The sequence below is a fragment of the Ramlibacter sp. genome (genome assembly GCF_028291745.1).
GTDB lineage: Bacteria > Pseudomonadota > Gammaproteobacteria > Burkholderiales > Burkholderiaceae_C > Ramlibacter.
In genome coordinates this window covers 28302-41578 of sequence record NZ_JAQGNQ010000058.1, presented here as the reverse complement: position 1 = coordinate 41578, position 13277 = coordinate 28302, and the positions used below count along the sequence as shown (strand labels likewise).

13 protein-coding genes, 1 pseudogene and 1 riboswitch are annotated in these 13277 nt (G+C 64.1%); of the genes and pseudogenes, 10 read left to right on the top strand and 4 right to left on the bottom strand.

Annotated elements, in window-relative coordinates; all coding sequences use genetic code 11:
- Nucleotide 1 precedes the first annotated feature (1 nt).
- The 3 genes from JWP60_RS10615 to JWP60_RS10605 are packed head-to-tail and all read left to right on the top strand — an operon-like array spanning nucleotide 2 to nucleotide 3412.
- Entirely contained in the window at nucleotides 2-667 is a 666-nt protein-coding gene (locus tag JWP60_RS10615; RefSeq protein ID WP_299790370.1) for a dienelactone hydrolase family protein, read from the top strand.
- Nucleotides 661-2424: a UGSC family (seleno)protein gene (locus JWP60_RS10610; RefSeq protein ID WP_299790367.1), complete on the top strand. Its 1764-nt coding sequence runs from the start codon at nucleotides 661-663 to the stop codon at nucleotides 2422-2424. Before JWP60_RS10615 ends, JWP60_RS10610 begins: the two co-directional genes overlap by 7 nt.
- A 7-nt stretch (nucleotides 2425-2431) precedes the next feature.
- Nucleotides 2432-3412, top strand: coding sequence for a tripartite tricarboxylate transporter substrate binding protein (locus JWP60_RS10605; RefSeq protein ID WP_299790364.1), 981 nt, complete (start codon nucleotides 2432-2434; stop codon nucleotides 3410-3412).
- Nucleotides 3413-3560: 148 nt separating this feature from the next.
- Here the strand turns inward: JWP60_RS10605 and JWP60_RS10600 are convergent.
- Nucleotides 3561-3782 (bottom strand): annotated as a pseudogene (locus JWP60_RS10600) (transketolase); the annotation flags it as partial.
- Between the two features lie 292 nt (nucleotides 3783-4074).
- Nucleotides 4075-4662, bottom strand: a complete 588-nt coding sequence (locus JWP60_RS10595; RefSeq protein ID WP_299790361.1) for a YdeI/OmpD-associated family protein — start codon at nucleotides 4660-4662, stop codon at nucleotides 4075-4077.
- A gap of 159 nt (nucleotides 4663-4821) precedes the next feature.
- Here JWP60_RS10595 and JWP60_RS10590 point away from each other — a divergent pair, with 159 nt between their 5' ends.
- From JWP60_RS10590 to JWP60_RS10560, 7 genes are all read left to right on the top strand, one after another.
- Entirely contained in the window at nucleotides 4822-5154 is a 333-nt protein-coding gene (locus JWP60_RS10590) for a metalloregulator ArsR/SmtB family transcription factor (RefSeq protein ID WP_299790358.1), read from the top strand.
- 78 nt (nucleotides 5155-5232) lie between these two features.
- Nucleotides 5233-6321, top strand: a complete 1089-nt coding sequence (gene arsB, locus JWP60_RS10585) for an ACR3 family arsenite efflux transporter (RefSeq protein WP_299790355.1) — start codon at nucleotides 5233-5235, stop codon at nucleotides 6319-6321.
- A gap of 4 nt (nucleotides 6322-6325) precedes the next feature.
- Entirely contained in the window at nucleotides 6326-6748 is a 423-nt protein-coding gene (arsC, locus tag JWP60_RS10580) for an arsenate reductase (glutaredoxin) (RefSeq protein ID WP_299790352.1), read from the top strand.
- A gap of 22 nt (nucleotides 6749-6770) precedes the next feature.
- On the top strand, nucleotides 6771-7463 hold the full coding sequence (gene arsH, locus JWP60_RS10575; RefSeq protein ID WP_299790474.1) for an arsenical resistance protein ArsH: 693 nt from the start codon (nucleotides 6771-6773) through the stop codon (nucleotides 7461-7463).
- Between the two features lie 897 nt (nucleotides 7464-8360).
- Nucleotides 8361-8528: riboswitch (yybP-ykoY riboswitch) on the top strand.
- Between the two features lie 9 nt (nucleotides 8529-8537).
- Nucleotides 8538-9116 carry a TMEM165/GDT1 family protein gene (locus tag JWP60_RS10570; RefSeq protein WP_299790349.1) on the top strand — a complete coding sequence of 193 codons (579 nt, stop codon included), beginning with the start codon at nucleotides 8538-8540 and terminating at the stop codon, nucleotides 9114-9116.
- Nucleotides 9113-9766: a hypothetical protein gene (locus tag JWP60_RS10565; protein WP_299790346.1), complete on the top strand. Its 654-nt coding sequence runs from the start codon at nucleotides 9113-9115 to the stop codon at nucleotides 9764-9766. The genes JWP60_RS10570 and JWP60_RS10565 overlap by 4 nt, the downstream gene beginning before the upstream one ends.
- A gap of 5 nt (nucleotides 9767-9771) precedes the next feature.
- Entirely contained in the window at nucleotides 9772-10209 is a 438-nt protein-coding gene (locus JWP60_RS10560; RefSeq protein ID WP_299790343.1) for a hypothetical protein, read from the top strand.
- 160 nt (nucleotides 10210-10369) lie between these two features.
- Here the strand turns inward: JWP60_RS10560 and JWP60_RS10555 are convergent, their stop codons facing one another.
- Together JWP60_RS10555 and JWP60_RS10550 are read right to left on the bottom strand one after the other, a co-directional pair.
- Nucleotides 10370-10783, bottom strand: a complete 414-nt coding sequence (locus tag JWP60_RS10555; protein WP_299790340.1) for a hypothetical protein — start codon at nucleotides 10781-10783, stop codon at nucleotides 10370-10372.
- Nucleotides 10784-10873: 90 nt separating this feature from the next.
- On the bottom strand, nucleotides 10874-13126 hold the full coding sequence (locus tag JWP60_RS10550; protein ID WP_299790337.1) for an ATP-binding protein: 2253 nt from the start codon (nucleotides 13124-13126) through the stop codon (nucleotides 10874-10876).
- Between the last annotated feature and the right edge of the window lie 151 nt (nucleotides 13127-13277).

The following is a 13277-nucleotide window of genomic DNA, read 5'->3' as shown; positions in this document are numbered from 1 at the left end:
CATGGCGTGGATCGAACTGAAGGCCGCGGACGGCCACACCTTGCAAGCCTGGGAAGCACGGCCCACCGGCGCGCCGCGCGGCGCAGTCGTCGTGCTGCAGGAGATCTTCGGCGTCAACAGCCACGTCCGCGCCGTGTGCGATCGGCTCGCGGCGCAGGGCTGGCTGGCCGTGGCACCGGCCTTGTTCGACCGCTTCTCGCGCGGATGCGAGCTGGGTTACGACCAGGCCGGCATGGCCGCCGGCCGCGCCGGCAAGGAACAGGTCGGCGAAGAGGCTGCCCTGCGCGACGTACAGGCCGCGATCTCTCATGCTGCCGCGGCCGGCAAGGTCGCCGTGATCGGCTTCTGCTGGGGCGGCACGCTGGCCTGGCTGGCCGCCGCGCGACTGTCCGGCGTTGCGTGCGGCATCGCGTATTACGGCACCGCCATTCACGCGCACCAACACGAGCGGCCGCGCGCGCCGATGCTGCTGCACTTCGGCGACCAGGACGCGCACATTCCGCCGGAGCACGTGCGCGAGATCGCCGCTGCCCACCGCGAACTGCCCATTTACCGCTACGACGCCGGCCACGGCTTCAACTGCGACCAGCGCGCCGCCTTCCACGCGCCCAGTGCCGCACTGGCCGGTGAGCGCACCCAGCACTTCCTTGAAAGCCACCTATGCTGAGCGTCGAAAATCCAGCCGCCGAGCTCGATCCGCTGATCAATGCCTGTGAACTCGAAGCCTATCCCGGCGAGGTGATGGAGCGCCGCATCGCGCGCGGCGATTTCGATCCTGAGAACAAGCGCTTCCGCGTGTTGAACCCGCGCGGCACGGCGCCGGCCATCCGCCTGCGTCCGATGGCGCCCCGCCGCGGCGGCCTCGCAGGCCGCACCGTGTACCTGGTGGACGTGCGGTTCATGAACGGCAAATCGTTCCTGGAGGAGATCCAGGGCGTGTTCGCCGAACGTTTTCCCGACGTCAAGACCGTGGTGCGCCAGAAGCGCGGTGGCTACACCGAAGACGACCCGGAACTCTGGCAGGAGATCGAGGCGAATGCGGCCCTGGTGATCATGGCCATCGGCCACTGCAGCACCTGCGCCCCCGCCGTGGCCATGCATTGCATGAACCTGGAGGAGCGCGGCATCCCGACGGCGCCGCTCGTCACATCGGCGTTCACCGATCTCGTGCGTGCGGTCAGCCACAAGGCCGGCGTGCCGCGCCTGCGCTTCACTTTCGTTCCGCACCCGGTCAGCGGCAAGACCCCCGGGCAGTTGCGCGACTATGTGCGCGGTGCCGATCCGGTGGCGGGCACGCCAGTGATCGACGGCATCGTGCAGGCGCTGACCGCAGCTCTGACGGTCGAAGAGTCCGCCACCGGTGAACTGCAGCGGCCGGTGCCCCCCATGCTGGGGGCGCACACCGAAGACGAACTGCACACCATGTTCCGCGATGCATGGTGGAGCGATGGCCTGCCGGTGGTGCTGCCGACACCCGAACGCGTGGCGGCCATGTTGGGCGCCACCCGGCACGCCCCGGACGAAGTGGTCGGCCGCATGCGGCCGACGCAGACCCAGGAAGACTGGACCTACACCGTGGAGCAGGTGGCCGTGAACGCCGTGATGGCGGGCGCGCAGCCGGAACACTTTCCAGTGGTCCTGGCGCTGGCGGCCAGCCAGGTCACGGCGCTTCACAGTTCCACCAGCGGGTTTGCCACCATGGTGGTGGTCAACGGGCCGATCCGCCACCAGATCCGAATGAATTCCGGGCTGGGCGCCCTCGGGCCGTTCAACCACGCCAACGCGGCGATCGCCCGTGCCTACCACCTGCTCTCACGCAACCTTGGCGGCGGCGCGGTGCCGGGCATCACCTACCTCGGCTCGCAGGGCAACCCGCTCAATTACGCCGGCATCTGCTTTGCCGAGAACCAGGAGCGCAGCCCGTGGGAGCCGTTCCACGTGCAGAAGGGCTTCAGGCCGGAAGAAAGCACCGTCAGCATCTTCCGTGGCCGCACCTTCAACCACATGCTGGAGATCCGCGCCAAGACCTGGAAGGAGCAACTGCTCAACATGGTGGGCGGCTACACGCCGGTTCCATCCACCGGCCTCACGTTGCTGGTGGAGCCGCTGGCGGCGCGCGCGCTGGCGGAACGTGAAGGCTTCAAATCGAAGGACCAGCTCGCCCACTGGTTCCACGAGAACTCGACGCTGCCCTACGAAACGTACTGGGATTACCAGCTGGTGGTCAACTACATCGAGCCGCTTGCGCGCAAGGGCACGCAGCCGTTCGCTTCGTACCTGGCGCAATCGCCTGATTCCCGCGTTCCCCGTTTCGCCGATCCCAAGGCCATCAGCACGCTGGTCGTCGGCGGTGAGAAAAACGCCTACTGGTACACCACCGACTTCCAGTACATGACGACCGTGCGGATCGACGATTGGCGCTAGGTGCCCGATGGTGGATAGTCACGCACTGAACCGCAGGCATTTCATTGCCGCCTCGGCCTGGTCGCTGCCGTGGCCCGCACTCGCTTTCCCCCTGGCCGGCACGCCGGTGAGGCTGTTGGTTGGGTATCCCGCCGGCGGAGGCACCGACCTGCAGGCCCGCCTGCTCGGGCAGCACATGGCGCCCCTGCTCGGGGTGCCCGTTGTCGTCGAGAACCGCGCTGGTGCCGGCACCATGATCGCGGCCAACGAACTGGCCCGCTCAGCGCCCGACGGCCGCACCCTGATGTACACGCCGGCGTCGACGATCGCCCAACTGCCGCACACCATGCTGGCCGTGAAGTACGAGCCCTTGCGCGACTTCACACCGGTCGCCCAGTGCGCCCTCGGGCCGAGTGTGCTGGTGCTGCAGAAGTCCATTCCGGCGACCAGCCTCGCCGAGATGATCGCTTATGCGAAGAAGAATCCGGGCCAACTGAATTACGCTTCCCAGGGCATCGGGACTTCGGCGCACGTGTTCGGCCAGATGCTCGCGCGCCAGGCCGGCATCGACATCGTCCATGTGCCCTACAAGGGTGCCAGCGAGGTGGCCAAGGACTTCGTTGCCGGTCGCGTGCACCTGCAGTTCGCCTCGTCGTCGGCTGCCGAGGCGCTCGCGCGGTCCGGCGAGGTGCGACTTCTCGGCATCGTTGCGCCGCGGCGCAGTGCCCTCTTCCCGGAACTCAAGACCATGTCGGAGCTCGGCATCCAGGGCATGGACCTGGACACATCGTTGGGACTGCTGGGGCCGGCGCAGATGCCCCGGCCCGTGGTGTTGCGGATCGCGCAAGCAGCACGCACGGTCATGGCGATGCCACAGGTGCAGAGCGAATTCCGCGCCGGCGGCGTGGAGCCGCGGTGGGCGGGTTCGACGGAGTTCGCCGAAACGATCCGCGAAGCGGACGCGGGTTGGGCGCGACTCGTCGCGGCAATCGGCTACAAGAGGCAGTAGCAGCACTTGAAAACAAACCACGACAGATTGGTGCTTGGGACCCGCCGGCTCGCGAACAAGCCAAGCAATGCGGATTCCGTGCCCTGACGGATCGATTTCGCGAGAGGCTCGTGACGGCTCTCCGGGACGACGTGAACAGGTGTCCGCCTCAGGCCAGCAGCCGCCTGGCCTCGGCCGCCACTCTCTCCGCGGTGATCCCGAAGCGCTCATAGAGCGCCTCGGCCGGCCCCGACGCGCCGAACCCGCGCATGCCGACGAAGCCGCCTGCCTCGCCGAGATACCGGTCCCAGCCGAAACGCACGGCTGCTTCGACCGCCACGCGCACCGGATTGCTGCCGAGAACGGCGGCGCGATACGCAGCATCCTGCTCATGTCGGCGCAGGCGACCATGCGTTCCGGCAGGACATCGGTGAGGAGGTCGTTGATCTCGGCCGACACCATGATGCCGCCCGGCGCATCGCCTCGATCCTGGGCACGCGCCGCTTGTACGCCTGGAGCACGTCGCGCCAGCCTGCGTGTGCCCGACCAAGTCCGCCAGCGGCACCTCACCGGCACCGGACGGTCGACGTCCAGCCTTTGGCAGCAGGAACGCCGCTTATGGCCCGAAAGCAGACTTGAACCCAAAGCCGCGGTTGCGCGGGCAGGCCCGCGCCGATCGGTGATCACGGGTGGATCTTGTCGCCGCGCGCGAGCATCGCCACGAGCGTCTCGATGCGCCTGGCGCGCGTTTCTGGCTTCTTCGCTGTCTGCACTCGCCACAACACGGCGTAGCGGTTCGCAGCGTTCAGCGTGGAGAAGAACGCTCGCGCCTGCGGCTGCGCATCGAGCGCAGCTTGCAAATCTGCCGGGATGACGGCAGTTCGCGCGCTGTCGTACGCCGCATCCCACCGCCCGTCCGCCTTCGCGCGGTCGATCTCTGCCTGACCGCTTGCCTGCATGCGGCCCGCGGCGATCAAGGCCTCCGCCCTGGCGCGATTCGCCTTGGACCACATGCTGCGCGGCCGCCGCGGCGTGAACCGCTGCAGCCAGTACATCGCATCTTGGCCCTTCTTCTGGCCGTCGATCCATCCGTAGCAAAGCGCAATTTCCACCGCCTCGTCGTAGCCGATCGTTATTTCGGGCGCGCCGGACTTGGCGATGTCCAACCACACACCTTCCGAGGCGGAATGGTTCTTCCGCAGCCACGTTTCGAAGCTCCGTGCGGAACGGCACCGGAGCGTAACGGGAGCGGGCGAACGCGCGAGAGGCATGTCCAGGCTTGGTGGAGTTGCGCATTGTTGCATCGTTGCGGGTCCTCGCCCTGATGCAGCGCACGCGCGCCAACCCCGACGAGCCGGTCCTGCGGCGGCCGGAGGATCCGAAAAGACCTGATACGCGGCAGGCCCAGTTCCATCAAAGTAGAATTGGGAATGAACGACGAACAAGCCGTCCAGGCGCTCGGCGCGCTGGCTCACCCGCTTCGCCTCAAAATCTTTCGTGCCTTGGTGGTGGTCGGCGCGCCCGGGATGACTGCCGGAACAATTCAAGAGGGCGTGGGCGTCCCGCCAGCGACGTTGTCCTTTCACTTGAAAGAGCTGACCACCTCCGGCCTGATCACGGTGCAGCGCGTGGCGCGCAACTACATCTACCGGGCCGCCTACGAGGAGATGAACTCTCTCCTCGGCTACCTCACGGCCAACTGCTGCCAAGGCGCCGAGTGCGCCGTCGAACCCGAATCCGCAGCCGCGGATTGCCGTTGCTGACATCACTTCCAAGGAAGCTGACCATGCCATTCCACGTCCACACCCAAGCGGCCCTCACCGACCTCTCGAAGTCCTGAAATGAGTGCAACCGACATCTCCGCCCCCGCAGCCGCATCCGCCAGTGCCGGCATCGGTTTGTTCGAACGCTACCTGACCATCTGGGTTGCGCTTTGCATCGTCGCCGGCGTCGGCATTGGCCAGCTGTTCCCCGGCTTGTCCCATGCGGTAGCGTCCATGGAAGTAGCGAAGGTGAACATCCCGGTGGGCATGCTCATCTGGGTGATGATTATTCCGATGCTCCTGAAGATTGATTTCGGGGCGCTCGGTCAGGTCAAGTCACACGTGCGCGGCATCGGCGTGACGCTCTTCATCAATTGGGCGGTCAAGCCGTTCTCGATGGCGCTCCTGGGCTGGATTTTCATCCGGCACGTCTTCGCACCGTATCTACCGACAGAGCAGATTGACAGCTACATCGCCGGCCTCATCCTGCTAGCGGCGGCGCCGTGCACGGCCATGGTGTTCGTCTGGAGCCAGCTGTGCAAAGGTGACCCGTATTTCACCTTGTCGCAGGTGGCTCTGAACGACTCCATCATGGTGGTGGCGTTTGCCCCAATCGTGGCACTGCTACTGGGCCTGTCGTCCATCACGGTGCCTTGGGACACGCTCCTGACCTCGGTGGCACTCTACATCGTCGTACCAGTCATCATCTCGCAGGTCTGGCGCAAGGCACTCCTCGCCAAGGGCGTCCAACACTTCGAGGCCGTAGTCGCCAAGTTGGGCCCGCTGTCCATCTCGGCCCTGCTGCTCACGCTGGTGCTTCTCTTCGCCTTCCAGGGAGAGGCCATCATTGACCAGCCTCTGGTCATTGCACTCCTCGCGGTCCCCATCCTCATCCAAGTGGTCCTGAACTCCGGTCTCGCGTACTGGCTCAATCGCCGCATGGGCGTACAGCACTGCGTGGCGGGCCCATCGGCACTCATCGGCGCCAGCAACTTCTTCGAGCTAGCCGTGGCCACCGCAATCAGTCTGTTCGGCTTCAAGTCCGGCGCCGCGCTTGCGACGGTCGTAGGGGTCCTCATCGAGGTGCCCGTGATGCTCGCGGTGGTTGCAGTCGTGAATCGCTCGCAGGGCTGGTATGAGGCCGGACTGGCCAAGCAGAGGAGCTGAACTCATGTCCGAAGTGACGATCTTCCACAATCCAGACTGCGGCACGAGCCGGAACACGCTGGCGCTGATTCGGCATGCGGGCATCGAGCCCCAGGTCATCGAGTACCTGAAGACGCCGCCTTCCAAAGCGCAGCTTCGCCAGCTACTGGCCGAGATGAAAATGCCTGTGCGCCAGTTGCTGCGCGAGAAGGGCACGCGCTATGGCGCGCTCGGCCTGGCTGACCCGAAGTGGTCCGATGAACAGCTGCTCGACTTCATTCAGCAACACCCCATCTTGATGAACCGGCCCGTCGTTCGGACCGCGCTCGGCGTCAAGCTGTGTCGGCCGTCCGAAGCTGTCCTGGAGCTGCTGCCGGTCGGCAAGCTGGAGCCATTCAGGAAGGAAGACGGCGAGATGGTCGTCGACGACGGAGTACGCCGTGCTTGAAGAGGAACACACCTTCCCGGCGTTGAAGGGGGAGCTGTTCGACGTGCCGACGTGGGACCGGCTGACGACGCCGGCGCCGGCCCAACACCGGCCCCGGTTCCTGATGCTCTACGGCTCATTGCGCGAGCGCTCGTACAGCCGGCTCCTTACCTTCGAGGCGGCCCGGCTGCTGGAAGCCATGGGCGGCGAGGTCAAGATCTTTGACCCCACTGGTTTGCCGCTGGCGGACGGTGCCCCGGACACCCACCCCAAGGTGCAGGAGCTGCGCAAGCTCGCTGAGTGGTCCGAGGGTATGGTGTGGACCTCGCCGGAACGGCACGGCGCCATGACCGGAGTCATGAAGACCCAGATTGACTGGATTCCGTTGTCGCTCGGAGCCGTGCGGCCAACGCAGGGAAAGACTCTTGCCGTGATGGAGGTTTCTGGTGGGTCGCAATCGTTCAACGCAGTCAACCAGATGCGCGTGCTGGGACGCTGGATGCGCATGCTGACCATCCCGAATCAGTCGAGCGTAGCGAAGGCTTTCAACGAGTTTACTGAGAACGGCCGGATGAAGCCTTCCGCCTACTACGACCGCGTCGTCGATGTCGTGGAGGAACTCTTCAAGTTCACGCTCCTGACGCGCGACGTCGGCCCGTACCTTGTTGACCGCTACAGCGAGCGCAAGGAAAGCGCGGACGAACTCGCGCGGCGGGTGAACCAGAAGGCCATTTAGGAGGCAGCACGAAGGAACTCGCCAGCCCCACGCTGTTCTGGGCGGCTAGCCCGCAGCACAGGACAGTAGCGAAGAGATTGAGGAGAAGCGCCAACAGGGGCGTCGATTCGGGGGCAGCCGTCGCGCGGCTCAACGCAGTGCATGCAAACGCGGCCGCAGGTATGCAGGCCAAGACACAGATAAATAGGGGCACGAGGTGAGTGACCATCTCCACGGATGATGCTGTCGCTGTCGCAACCGCAGCGATTTGGTTCATGACGGATTGGGGCCTGCCTATGGAAAAGCGGCGCTGCTGGCTGGCGTCGGACCGCGGCGCGTTTGATTTCACCAACCACTCCCCTTAGTCCCAATGTACTACCCGCAACTGCAGAATTGACTCGCCTCCGCGCAGGTAGCTCCCTTGGTTCGTCGTTTGCAGCACCTCCTTCGTTCAGGTCGGACGGGAAGTGCCGCCTCAGGCGCCACTTCGGGGTGGTCCTTGTAAGGAATTGCGCAGCCTGCAATGCATTCGCCTGATTCGGAGATACGCTTCAGCACCGCATGGATACACGTAGCAGATGCTCCTCAGGTTGAAAGCACGCCATGTCTTCAAGGCCCGCGCACCCGCCGGGCCTTTCTTTTTGACCGTGGAATGCAGCAGATGACCAGAACACAGTGGCGGATGGGGTCCAGCACAGGTTCTCCGTCCACCACGTGACGCTCCAAATCGAATTGTCGAACGGCGCGGCATGCGCGCTTGCTCCTGCGCACGTCGTTTAGACGAAGCCGGGCTGGTCACCGACATCGGCGTCGGAGGCTGCAGCGGCCCGCTTTGGAGCTGGAGCCTGCCGGCACTGAATATGCGACGGGAGCAGAGGCACCGGCCCCCCGACAAACCACTCTCGATATAATCGACATGCACTCGTCATTGGGGAGTAGCCGCTCTGCGCCCTGCAGAGGCTTGCGTCAACACACTTGGCCCTCACGCCATGGCGCAAGCAGCCTCGAGCCTGGCAAGACCTTTGACTGCGCACCTTCCTGGACTGGCCGGGGAAGGTGTGCAGTCTTGGTTTTCTGGCCTTGGACTACTCTTTAGTGGAAGCATTCCTCGCATCGTTCGGTATGGTCGCCATCGCAGAGATGGGCGACAAGACCCAGCTCCTCTCGTTCCTCCTCGCGACCAAGTTCAAGGGTCGTCACTGGGCTCTGATTGGCGGCATCTTCGTCGCCACCATTGCGAACCACTTCGTCGCAGCGTTCCTGGGGGACTGGGTCGCCGCGAACGTCAGCCCGGACGTGATGCGCTGGATTCTCGGCGTAGCCTTTCTTGGCTTTGCTGCTTGGGCGCTCATCCCGGACAAGCTCGAGGACGCTGACAAGCCCAGTCGATTCGGCCCCTTCCTCACCACCTTGGTCGCGTTCTTCCTCGCGGAGATGGGCGACAAGACTCAGTTCGCAACGATTGCGCTGGGAGCCAAGTACGCAAGCCTCACGATGGTGGTGACGGGCACGACGCTTGGCATGATGGCCGCGAATGTGCCAGCCGTACTGCTTGGTGAGCGCCTAGCCAAGTACGTCCCGCTGTCGAAGATGCGCTTCGTGGCGGCCGCGCTGTTCGCAGTCTTTGGCATCCTCATCTTGCTGAAGGTGCCCTTCGGCCTGGGCACGCAATGAACGCGCACCACGCCGCTGCTTCTCCCGCTCATGTCAAGGCCGAGAAACCGGGTTCGCTCAAGGCCGTGCTAGCGGCCCTTGCGCCATCCATTCTTGTCTTGACGGCATCCGTTGCGCTCGAGGGGTACGCGCTGCGAGGAGCCTTGCAGACGGTCAGTGCCGAGCGTGGCACCCGCTCGCTGTGGGCGTGGTTTCGCGCGACGCGCCAGTCCGAGCTGATGGTCGTAGTGGGTGAAGACGTCGCCCTCGGAGGTCTGGCAATCGCCCTGTTGGCCCTCGTTCTCACGGCCCTCACGGGCAATCCTCTGTTCGATGCCTTGGGAACCATCGGCGTGGGCGCGCTCCTTGTCGTCGTCGCCGGCGTCGTGCTGTTCCCGGTGAAGAGCCTCATCACGGGTGAATCGGCGTCGCCCAAGCTCCGTTCGGAAATCCAAGCGTTCGTCGAGGCCCAGCCCGAGGTAGAGCGCGTGGTGAACATGCTCACCCAGCAATATGGCGACTACATCATGGTCGCATTGAAGGTGAAGATGAAGCGGACAGCGTCGGACGTCGCTCTCGTCGAAGCCATCAACGAAATTGAAGAACGCATGCAGCGGCGATTCACGTCGCCGCAGTTGAAATACTCGTTCTTCGAACCGGACAAGGGTTGAAAGAAATGACCAAGACTGCCTTCGTGTACCCGATGGTGGCGCTCCTGCTTTGTGCAACAGCTGCACAGGCCCGCAACGAACAGCGTCCACCGGGCTTGCGCCAAGGCGGCGACGCAACCCTGATGCTCGTGCCCTTGGAGGTCCCGAATCCCACGATGGACGCGGGGTGCTGGGTTCAGCTGTGGAGCGGCACGCGCTTTGATGGGCAATCGTTCGCGGTTGTCGGGCCAGCGGAAATACAAGCCTTGGACGAAGGCACCATCCACCGCCTCCAGCGCAACGTCGGAAGCCTTCTCACCGGACCGAAGGCGAAACTCACGGTGTTTGCAGACCGCTCCCTACGTGGCAAATCCTTCGACGTTCCACCGGACACTCACACAACGGACGTCGAGGGAAGGCTTGCGCGCAAGCGTGTGCAATCTCTGCGGCTGACGTGCACATAGGACGGACGGCGTGAAAAACAGCGACTCCCGGAAGGTGAGTCCGTTCACCAGCAGCGAGCCGCGGCACCTTGTTCCCGGTCGCATGAGCCGCACCAGATGCAGACGCAAGAACGGCCGCCGAAAATCCTTCCACATAGCCCTGGCGGCGGAGCCGCGCTTCTCAGCAAGCTTCCGAACGTACCCTCGCGTTCGCACCAAGCACTGCAACTTGGTTCAGGGGCTCCGCCTGGGCGGCGGCCACCGGCACGGACGCAACGGGCGCTCCGTTCTGTCCATGCCCGCCCACGACGTCCAAGCCCACGACCAGCAGGCCCACAAGGCCCACGGTCATCACGTTGTACCCAAGTGCCGCCTGCTCAGCGCTGTCGCAGAGCCTCTCGCGCACCAGCGCTGCGGACAGGAGAGCGCCGAGCGCGCAGAGCGCTGAGCCGAGGTATGCGCCGCTTTTGGAACTGGCGAGGGCCACGACTGCGAACAGCACGACCAGCACGTAGCCGGATGTGCTATGCCTTTGTGTCTCGCTCCGGGGAGTGATGAACACTGCGCCGAAAGTTGAATCCGTTTGGGCCTTCATGCTTGCTCCTGTTGCCAGAGAGGTCGAACCGCAAGCCCAGCTCGCGATAGCTAGTGCGACCTCACACGGGGAGAGCTTGAACGGGCTGGGTTAATCACCGAGCCTCACTTTTCGGGGACGCACATAAGCTGGAACAGCGCAGTTTTCCGCTTCATCGCGCAGAGACACGTCTGGTTGCCCGCGCCCAAGTGCCTGCGCACCGGCGCGCGGTCTGATGTGCGGCACACTGACTACTTTGGTCAATTCGTCAATCGACAGCGGCTTGACGAGATGTCGGTCAAAACCGGCCCGCAGCGCCTTCTCTCTATCTTCTCGTTGACCATACCCCGTCAAAGCGACCATCGTCGAGGCAGCGGTTTCGGGTAACAGTCGCATGCGACGTACGAGTTCATAGCCCTCCATGTCGGGCAGCCCGATATCCAGGAACAGAACCTGGGGAGCGCACTTGCGCGCAAGCTCCAGCGCCGCGGTCCCTGTGTGCGCTACCGACACAGCGTGCCCCATCATTTCAAGCAGCAACCTGAGTGTCTCAGCTGCGTCGACGTTGTCGTCGACGACCAGTAAATTCAAGGCGCTGCCCGGCGCCCCGCCTTGCGCGTCCACGTTGCGCCGCTCGCGGTCATCCTCCGCTACCTCAGCACGAGGGAGGAGAACAACAAATTCACTGCCCTTTCCGACGCCCTCGCTGCGCGCGCACACGGTGCCCTGATGAAGCGCCACGAGGCTTTTGACGAGCGACAAGCCCAGGCCGAGACCGCCTTGCGAGCGGTCAGGCGTTCTTTGCCCTTGGGTAAAGAGCTCAAAAAGGTGGGGCAGCAGGTCGGGGTGGATTCCGACTCCGTCGTCGGCAACTGCAACCCGAAGCTGCGCCCGCTCGGCTCTCAGCGTCAGAGATACGTGACCGCCCGCGGGCGTGTACTTCGCTGCGTTTTGCAGGATGTTGGAAAACACCTGCACGAGCCGCGTTCTGTCACCGCTCACGAACAGCGGGCCGGGAGCCAAGTCAGCCGAGAAGTGCAAATCCCGCTGGCCGAACCATGACTGCGTTTGTTCGACGGCTTCATCAAGGACGCTGGGGAGGTCCACAGGTTCATCACGGAGTGTGACCAGGCCACGGTTTACTCGGGACACGTCGAGCAAGTCGTTGACCAACTCCGTCATGTGGGCAGCTTGGCGCGAAAGGATGTCGCTCGCCCGGCGGACGATGTCTGCGGATACGCCGGGGCGTTTCAAAATCTCTGCCGCGGTGCGTATAGGGGCCAGTGGATTTCTCAGCTCGTGGGCAAGCATCGCCAGGAATTCGTCTTTTCGGCGCTCCCCTTCGAGCAGGGCCTTGTTTGCCAGAACACGCTCGGTGACATCGCTGCCTTCGACGAAGATGCCGGTCGTTTGTCCATGCTCGTTGCGTATTGGTTGGTAGATGAAGTCCACAAACCGCTCTTCCATCGGCGACGCGGTAGCCCGCTGCAGGCTGACAGCCACACCAGTGCCGATGTAGGGTTCGCCAGACCTGTACACGTTGTCCAGGAGCTCGACAAAACCTTGGCCGGCGACCTCTGGTAACGCATCAAGCACGGATTTGCCGATTAACTCGCGTTGCCCCACGAGGCGCAGGTAGGCGTCGTTGGCAAAGTCAAACACATGGTTAGGCTCGCGCACGATTGCGATGAGCCCCGGAGCTTGCTGGAAAAGGTCCCTGAGTCGCAAGTATTCCGCTCGTTGGTGACGCTGGGAGAGGACCAGCCCTGTTGTCTCAGTGCATGCGCAGTAGACGCCTGCAACCTCGCCTGCGTCATCTCGCAAGGGAGAGTAGGAGAAGGTGAACCACGCTTGTTCTGGCAGCCCTTTCCGCCTCAAGGTAAACGGCACGTCGGCGTAATACTCTGACTGGCCCTCCAGGGCGCGCCGCACGATGGGTTCAACTTGAGGCCAGAGGTCTTCCCAGACCTGACAGAACGGCCGACCGAGGGCGGACGGGTGCTTGTCTTCCAGGATTCGTGAGTACGCGTCGTTGTACAGAAACGTGAGTTCCGGGCCCCACGCGAGGAACATCGGAAATTGCGAATCCAGCACAAGGCCGACAGTATTCTGAAGGGCCCTTGGCCAGCGGGAGGGCTCACCCAACGACGTTTTTGACCAGTCATGCGAACGCATCCTGGCCCCGACAACGCCGCCTCCCTGCAGAAAGGAAGATACAGCCGCCGTCCCGCCGCGCGACGGCGCTGCCGGCGACGCGGAGCGCGCATGGTGGCGGCGCCCGGAAAGGCCGGAGCTCGCCGGCTCACGTACATCAGGGGGGCCGGCGTTGCTGTCCTTCGGCTGAGAGTCTTCGGTTTTGCGCATTCACGCTCCCGTGGGCGGTGCCTCTATCCCCTTGGGGCACTGGCCTTCAGCCATCTGGAGAAAACGGGCAGCAAACTGCGAGCAGACACGCAGCAGGGCAAACGGGCTGCGCAGAACCATGTTCATCGTTGACCGGAAACTGCGGAGTCAG

Coding starts and splice junctions, on each gene's coding strand:
- JWP60_RS10615 (WP_299790370.1), top strand. CDS start 2: ATGGCGTGGATCGAACTGAAGGCCGCGGACGGCCACACCTTGCAAGCC.
- JWP60_RS10610 (WP_299790367.1), top strand. CDS start 661: ATGCTGAGCGTCGAAAATCCAGCCGCCGAGCTCGATCCGCTGATCAAT.
- JWP60_RS10605 (WP_299790364.1), top strand. CDS start 2,432: ATGGTGGATAGTCACGCACTGAACCGCAGGCATTTCATTGCCGCCTCG.
- JWP60_RS10595 (WP_299790361.1), bottom strand. CDS start 4,662: ATGCCTCTCGCGCGTTCGCCCGCTCCCGTTACGCTCCGGTGCCGTTCC.
- JWP60_RS10590 (WP_299790358.1), top strand. CDS start 4,822: ATGAACGACGAACAAGCCGTCCAGGCGCTCGGCGCGCTGGCTCACCCG.
- arsB (WP_299790355.1), top strand. CDS start 5,233: ATGAGTGCAACCGACATCTCCGCCCCCGCAGCCGCATCCGCCAGTGCC.
- arsC (WP_299790352.1), top strand. CDS start 6,326: ATGTCCGAAGTGACGATCTTCCACAATCCAGACTGCGGCACGAGCCGG.
- JWP60_RS10565 (WP_299790346.1), top strand. CDS start 9,113: ATGAACGCGCACCACGCCGCTGCTTCTCCCGCTCATGTCAAGGCCGAG.
- JWP60_RS10560 (WP_299790343.1), top strand. CDS start 9,772: ATGACCAAGACTGCCTTCGTGTACCCGATGGTGGCGCTCCTGCTTTGT.
- JWP60_RS10555 (WP_299790340.1), bottom strand. CDS start 10,783: ATGAAGGCCCAAACGGATTCAACTTTCGGCGCAGTGTTCATCACTCCC.
- JWP60_RS10550 (WP_299790337.1), bottom strand. CDS start 13,126: ATGCGCAAAACCGAAGACTCTCAGCCGAAGGACAGCAACGCCGGCCCC.